The 4345-nt window shown below is 72.7% G+C and carries 6 protein-coding genes; 5 read left to right on the top strand and 1 reads right to left on the bottom strand.

Annotation, left to right across the window (positions count from 1 at the left end):
- Positions 1-421: hypothetical protein (locus ACXJKL_RS15570; protein ID WP_457207943.1), on the bottom strand; the 421-nt coding region annotated here is incomplete at its 3' end.
- Positions 422-473: 52 nt separating this feature from the next.
- On the opposite strand from ACXJKL_RS15570, the gene argC reads away from it, so the two are divergent.
- From argC to ACXJKL_RS15545, 5 genes are all read left to right on the top strand, one after another.
- A complete protein-coding gene (gene argC / locus ACXJKL_RS15565; RefSeq protein ID WP_457207942.1) occupies positions 474-1502 on the top strand; it encodes an N-acetyl-gamma-glutamyl-phosphate reductase in 1029 nt (342 codons plus the stop codon).
- Complete coding sequence (locus tag ACXJKL_RS15560; RefSeq protein ID WP_457207941.1) at positions 1499-2035, top strand: ACT domain-containing protein; 537 nt, start codon at positions 1499-1501, stop codon at positions 2033-2035. Before argC ends, ACXJKL_RS15560 begins: the two co-directional genes overlap by 4 nt.
- Positions 2032-3183, top strand: coding sequence for a bifunctional glutamate N-acetyltransferase/amino-acid acetyltransferase ArgJ (gene argJ / locus ACXJKL_RS15555; RefSeq protein ID WP_457207940.1), 1152 nt, complete (start codon positions 2032-2034; stop codon positions 3181-3183). The genes ACXJKL_RS15560 and argJ overlap by 4 nt, the downstream gene beginning before the upstream one ends.
- Positions 3180-4121, top strand: a complete 942-nt coding sequence (gene argB, locus ACXJKL_RS15550) for an acetylglutamate kinase (protein ID WP_457207939.1) — start codon at positions 3180-3182, stop codon at positions 4119-4121. The genes argJ and argB overlap by 4 nt, the downstream gene beginning before the upstream one ends.
- On the top strand, positions 4118-4345 hold a 228-nt coding region (locus ACXJKL_RS15545), incomplete at its 3' end, for an aminotransferase class III-fold pyridoxal phosphate-dependent enzyme (protein WP_457207938.1). The genes argB and ACXJKL_RS15545, both read left to right, overlap by 4 nt.

The following is a 4345-nucleotide window of genomic DNA, read 5'->3' as shown; positions in this document are numbered from 1 at the left end:
GCGCGGGAGCGGCTCGCCCGGCGGCGAAGCTGGCCGCGTGCGCGACGCCGATCGCCTCGTGGGCCAGCAGCCGGGCCACCTCGGCGCTGGTCCCCGGGCGCCCGAAGAAGTCGAGTCCCGCGTCGGGACCGRCCGCGAGGAGCAGCTCCTCCAGCCGGGTGATCTCGGACGCGATCCTCGCGACGACCCCGGCGTGGTCGGAGGGCGGGGTCGGCCCCACCCGCTCGCTCCAGTGCCGACCGGGGTGCTCGAGCGACCAGGCCCAGATCTCCAGGGTCGCCCAGTGCTCCTGGGTCGCGGCGTACGCCGGGACGTCCCGGGGTGGCAGGGTGTCCGTGGGGCCGAGCTGCGCGAGACTGGCCACGGCGGCGCGTCCGTGCAGGTCCAGCAGGTCGAGGTGCTCGGCGAAGGCGATGTCCACGGCGAGGACCCTAGTGAGGCATGGGCATGCAATGACATGTATAGTCATGCACATGACCTTCTCCGTGGCCGTCGCCGGTGCCAGCGGGTACGCCGGGGGTGAGGTGCTGCGCCTCCTCCTCGGCCATCCCGGCGCCCGGATCGGCACCCTCACCGCCGGCTCCAACGCCGGTGAGACGCTCGGCAGCCTCCAGCCGCACCTGCTGCCACTGGCCGACCGGGTCCTGGAGGAGACGACCGCGGAGACGCTGGCGGGGCACGACGTGGTGGTCCTCGGGCTGCCGCACGGCCAGTCCGCGCCGATCGCCGAGGCGCTCGGCGACGACGTGGTCGTCATCGACTGCGGGGCCGACTTCCGTCTCACCGATCCGGAGGTGTGGGAGCGCTTCTACGGAGGCACCCACGCCGGCTCGTGGCCCTACGGGCTCCCCGAGCTCCCCGGCCAGCGTGAGCAGCTCCGTGGCGCCCGGCGCATCGCGGTGCCCGGCTGCTACCCGACCGTCTCCACCCTGACCATCGCACCCGCCCTGGCGGCGGGCCTCGTCGAGCCGGACATCAGCGTCGTCGCGGCGAGCGGCACCTCGGGGGCCGGCAAGGCGGCGAAGCCGCACCTGCTCGGCAGCGAGGTGATGGGCAACGCCAGTGCCTACGGCGTCGGCGGGGTGCACCGCCACACCCCGGAGATCACCCAGAACCTCGGGCGCCTGCACGACGGCGACGTGCGCGTCAGCTTCACGCCGTTGCTGGTCCCGATGTCCCGCGGCATCCTGGCCACCGTGTCCGCCCCGCTCGCCCACGACGCCGACACCGACGAGGTGCGCGCCGCGTACCTCGCGGCGTACGCCGACGAGCCGTTCGTGCACGTGCTCCCGCCTGGCCAGTGGCCGCAGACCCAGTCCGTGCTCGGCTCCAACGCCGTCCACCTGCAGGTCTCCGTCGATCCCGCCGTACGCCGCGTGGTCGCGGTCGGCGTGGTCGACAACCTCGCCAAGGGCACCGCCGGCGCAGCCGTGCAGTGCCTCAACCTCGCGCTCGGCCTCGACGAGACCACCGGGCTCTCCACGATCGGACTCGCACCATGAGCGACCAGACCAACGACCAGTCGGCGGAGCCCGCCGCGGAGCCGACGACGACGACCGGGCCCGGCTTCACGCTGCTGAAGTACCCCGAGAAGCTCGCCATCGTGCGCCTCGGACCCGGCGCCGAGCTCCCGCAGTGGGCCGAGTCCGCGACGCTGTTCTCGATCACGGCCACCGCCACCGAGACGAGCCTGGTCTGTGCCACCCGGTCGGTGCCGACGAAGACGCCGAGCATCAAGCCGCTCACGGCCTTCCAGGTCGCGGGACCGCTCGACCCGGACGCCATCGGCATCCTCGCCGGACTGCTCACCCCGCTGGCCGCGGCCCAGATCCCCGCCTACACGCTGTCCACCTTCGACACCGACTGGGTGATGGTCCGGCTCGTCGACGCCGGCAAGGCGGCCGAGGCGTGGCGGCAGGTCGGCCACACCGTGACCGACGCGGTCCCCGCCAAGCCCGCCCGTGACAAGGGGCGGGACCGGCCCCGGAGCGAGCGGGGCGGTCGGGGCAAGCCCTCCGCGGGGACGAAGAAGTGAGCACCACCCACCCCGCAGGCTTCGCGGCGGCCGGGGTCGAGGCCGGCCTCAAGTCGAGCGGGGGCAAGGACCTCGCCCTCGTCGTCAACGCCGGACCGACCTTCGACTCCGCGACGGTCTTCACCGCCAACCGGTGCAAGGCCAACCCGATCCTCTGGAGCCAGGAGGTCGTCAAGGACGGCGTCGTCAAGGCCGTGGTCCTCAACTCCGGCGGCGCCAACTGCTACACCGGACCCGACGGCTTCCGGACCACGCACGCGGTCGCCGAGCGCGTCGCTGACCGGCTGGGCATCGGGGCGATCGACGTGGTCGTCTGCTCGACGGGCCTCATCGGTCTCGCCAACGACCRCGACGACCTGCTCGCGGGGGTCGACGCCGCCCACGCAGGACTCAGCACCGAGGGCGGGGGCGCCGCGGCCGAGGCGATCATGACCACCGACTCGGTCAGCAAGCAGGTCGTGGTCGAGGGAGCCGGGTGGTCGATCGGCGGGATGGCCAAGGGCGCCGGGATGCTGGCCCCCCAGCTCGCGACGATGCTGGTGGTGCTCACCACCGACGCCGTCGTCCCCGCCGCCGACCTGGACGCCGCCCTGCGCGCCGCGACCCGGGTCTCCTTCGACCGTCTCGACTCCGACGGGTGCATGTCGACCAACGACACCGTCACCGTGATGGCGAGCGGGGCCAGCGGCATCACCCCGACCCCCGCCGACTTCACCGACGCGCTGACCCAGGCCTGCACGGACCTCGCCATGCAGCTGCTGAAGGACGCGGAGGGCGCCGACCACGAGATCGCGATCACCGCCCTGCACGCCGCGACCGAGGACGAGGCGGTGGAGGTGGCGCGCAGCGTCGCCCGCTCCAACCTCTTCAAGGCCGCCGTCTTCGGCAACGACCCCAACTGGGGCCGCGTGCTGGCCAGCATCGGCACCACGCAGGCCGCCTTCGACCCGGCCGACCTCGATGTCGCCATGAACGGCGTCTGGGTCTGTCGGCAGTCGACGCCGGCCGAGGACCCGGCAGGAGTCGACCTGACCGGTCGCGAGGTCAGCGTGACCATCGACCTCAAGGCGGGCGACGCCCGGGCCACCGTCTGGACCAACGACCTCACCCACGCCTACGTCCACGAGAACAGCGCGTACAGCTCATGACCCCGGACACCAGCTCCCACAACCGCCCCGACCCCGCGAAGGCGCGCACCCTGGCGGCCGCCCTGCCGTGGCTCAAGCGCTACCACGGCCGCACGATCGTGGTGAAGTACGGCGGCAACGCGATGACCGACGACACCCTCAAGGCAGCCTTCGCCGAGGACGTCGCCTTCCTCCGCTTCGCCGGCTTCAAGCCGGTCGTCGTCCACGGCGGCGGCCCGCAGATCTCCGCGATGCTCAAGCGCCTCGACATCACCTCCGAGTTCCGAGGCGGCCTCCGCGTCACGACGCCCGAGGCCATGGACGTCGTCCGCATGGTGCTGGTCGGCCAGGTGCAGCGCGAGCTGGTCGGCCTCATCAACCAGCACGGGCCGCTCGCGGTGGGTCTCTCCGGCGAGGACGCCGGACTGTTCACCGCCAAGGCCACCAACACCGTCGTGGACGGCGAGGAGGTGGACCTCGGCCTGGTGGGCGAGGTGGCCAAGGTCCGGCCCGAGGCCGTCCAGGACATCGTCGAGGCCGGCCGCATCCCCGTCATCTCCAGCGTGGCGCCCGACGAGGACGGTCAGGTCCACAACGTCAATGCCGACACCGCCGCCGCGGCCCTGGCGATCGCGCTCGACGCGGAGAAGCTGCTCGTGCTGACCGACGTCGAGGGCCTCTTCCGCGACTGGCCGCACAGCGACGACGTCATCCAGGAGATCAGCCCGGAGTCGCTGGAGGAGATGCTGCCGTCGCTGGCGAGCGGCATGGTCCCCAAGATGACCGCGTGCCTCCAGGCCGTCCGCGGCGGGGTGCCCCGCGCCACCGTCGTCGACGGGCGGGAGCCGCACGCCGTGCTGCTCGAGATCTTCACCGACGAGGGCGTGGGCACCCAGGTGCTGCCCGGCGTCGAGACCAGGCTGCGCAAGGCGCACACGACCCCGGAGGTCAAGCAATGAGCTGGCAGGAGCGCTACGAGGGCGCGCTGATGGACACCTTCGGCACGCCGCGGCTCAAGCTCGAGCGCGGCGAGGGCGTCCGCGTCTGGGACGACGCCGGTCGCGAGTACGTCGACCTGTACGCCGGCATCGCGGTCAACGCGCTCGGCCACGCACACCCTGCGCTCGTCGAGGCCGTCACCACCCAGCTCCGGACGCTGGGGCACGTCTCGAACTTCATGGCC

This window comes from Nocardioides sp. P5_C9_2, assembly GCF_054049555.1.
This window is presented reverse-complemented; position numbering and strand designations above follow the sequence as displayed.

Bases quoted from the DNA above. Each gene is read 5' to 3' on its own strand.
- argB (WP_457207939.1), top strand. From the start codon at position 3,180: ATGACCCCGGACACCAGCTCCCACAACCGCCCCGACCCCGCGAAGGCG.
- argC (WP_457207942.1), top strand. From the start codon at position 474: ATGACCTTCTCCGTGGCCGTCGCCGGTGCCAGCGGGTACGCCGGGGGT.
- ACXJKL_RS15560 (WP_457207941.1), top strand. From the start codon at position 1,499: ATGAGCGACCAGACCAACGACCAGTCGGCGGAGCCCGCCGCGGAGCCG.